This window comes from Ruoffia sp. FAM 24228 (assembly GCF_045528575.1).
GTDB classification, from domain to species: domain Bacteria; phylum Bacillota; class Bacilli; order Lactobacillales; family Aerococcaceae; genus Ruoffia; species Ruoffia halotolerans.
This window is the reverse complement of record NZ_JBGQQZ010000128.1, coordinates 1-1,704: the sequence shown is the minus strand read 5'-3', so window position 1 is coordinate 1,704 and position 1,704 is coordinate 1. Positions and strand designations below refer to the sequence as shown.

Here is a 1,704-nt window from a genome sequence, read left to right as displayed (position 1 = left end):
CACGGATTCACCGCGGCTTCCAACAAGCTGAAGCAGAGCTAGAAAAAATGTTTGAAAGATTAACAAATTAATAAATCGATTTTATAGAAGGAGTACTTCATTTACACATAATTATTGACACTCCCTATAAAGCACCAGAAGCTACTGATGATTACGTTGGTCTTTATACTGCCCAAGCTAGAGTTGAAGATTTGGATACTGATTTAGAATTGATTTTATCAATTAGTGAAGATGGTTTATTTAACTTATCCTATTATTTTGTGAATACCCCAGAACAGCGAGGTATTAGATTTTTTGCAAACGAAGAGGGCGAAGTTGAAAGCACTGAAGCAATGTATCAAGATTTAATCATTCTTACTGGTGCTTTACGCGAGGGCGAAGGAGGTCTGGGTTCAGGCTTAATTGGTAAAACTATCTCACCGGTCGTTCTTTTAGATGAGAACGGAGAAGCAGACCGTTTATATCCCTACATGAATTTAGCTTTTGATTTGAGAGAGAATCCCCAGAACGCACGTGTATACCAAAATGTTGGCCTATACTTAGCTGATGATGTGGTTGCTGTAGATGTGAATCATTTAATCGGACTAGATAGTGAAGAGCAGATTATGACGCAGTTTTCATCGGTTGAAGAAGGGCATGAAGATGAATTCTTAGTAGAAAGCCACACATATGAATTACTTCAAGAGAGTTTTGATAATGATTTAATAGAGCATAATGATTTCAAGATGGCTTACCAATCTGAGAATGAATTTATGCAACTTGTCCTAGCCATGCATCTAAGAACTAACACAAGTTTTCCACAGGATACCGAAGTTGAATTGATTGACCCTGAAAGTGTTCAACTTAACGATGACTCGGAAGCTCAATACGCGATGTTAATTAATGACTCTGTCTTATATGTCTTCGACGGCGAAAGTTTGTTTATGACTGAAGAGGTAGAAGAAGTTGATGGTAAGTATACTGTTGAAAATTGGGTAACAAATTAATTACTCGCCTGGAGGTGAAATATAAATGGCTTTTGAAAAAGATTCTGAAAAAGAAGTGAAACGCAAAGTTTATAACGACCCGCATCACCCAGACCATCCACGTAACCGTGATAAAGATAGCTCAGATAAGCAAGAGGAAGAAAAGCTTGAAGAGTCTCGTGAACAAACCTATGGTGGCGACCCACATCATCCGGATCATCCGAGAAATCGTAAGTAAGCAAAATGCAATAGAAGAACCTAATCAGAAATGTGATTAGGTTCTTTTTTGTTGGCTAAAGACAGACTCCAATTCAATTCGTCTCAAGTAACCTCAACTCAAGCCAAACCACCATCCCATTTGTCACAAGTTACCCCAACTCAAGCCAAACCACCATCCCATTTGTCTCAAGTTGCTTCAACTCAAGCCAAACCACCATCCCATTTGTCTCAAGTTGCTTCAACTCAAGCCAAACCACCATCCCATTCGTCTCAAGTTACTTCAACTCAAGCCAAACCACCATCCCATTTGTCTCAAGTTGCTTCAACTCAAGCCAAACCACCATCCCATTTGTCTCAAGTTGCTTCAACTCAAGCCAAACCACCATCCCATTCGATAAAGCCCATATAATTGTGTAAAAGTAAAAAACCATAATAATCTCTTTGGTACAATGTAGTTGACAGACAAACATTGAAAGGAAGATTATTATGGCTCAATTAAATATTACCTTAAATTTAGAAG

3 protein-coding genes are annotated in these 1,704 nt (G+C 38.4%); 2 read left to right on the top strand and 1 reads right to left on the bottom strand.

Features of this window, described 5'->3' with window-relative positions:
• Nucleotides 1-191: 191 nt before the first annotated feature.
• Entirely contained in the window at nt 192-986 is a 795-nt protein-coding gene (locus ACEN33_RS12230) for a hypothetical protein (protein WP_407095194.1), read from the top strand.
• Between the two features lie 25 nt (nt 987-1,011).
• Complete coding sequence (locus ACEN33_RS12225; RefSeq protein ID WP_407089550.1) at nt 1,012-1,203, top strand: hypothetical protein; 192 nt, start codon at nt 1,012-1,014, stop codon at nt 1,201-1,203.
• A gap of 256 nt (nt 1,204-1,459) precedes the next feature.
• Here ACEN33_RS12225 and ACEN33_RS12220 read toward each other — a convergent pair whose 3' ends face one another.
• Complete coding sequence (locus ACEN33_RS12220; RefSeq protein ID WP_407093814.1) at nt 1,460-1,615, bottom strand: hypothetical protein; 156 nt, start codon at nt 1,613-1,615, stop codon at nt 1,460-1,462.
• Nucleotides 1,616-1,704: the final 89 nt, after the last annotated feature.

Coding starts and splice junctions, on each gene's coding strand:
- ACEN33_RS12225 (WP_407089550.1), top strand. CDS start 1,012: ATGGCTTTTGAAAAAGATTCTGAAAAAGAAGTGAAACGCAAAGTTTAT.
- ACEN33_RS12220 (WP_407093814.1), bottom strand. CDS start 1,615: ATGGTTTTTTACTTTTACACAATTATATGGGCTTTATCGAATGGGATG.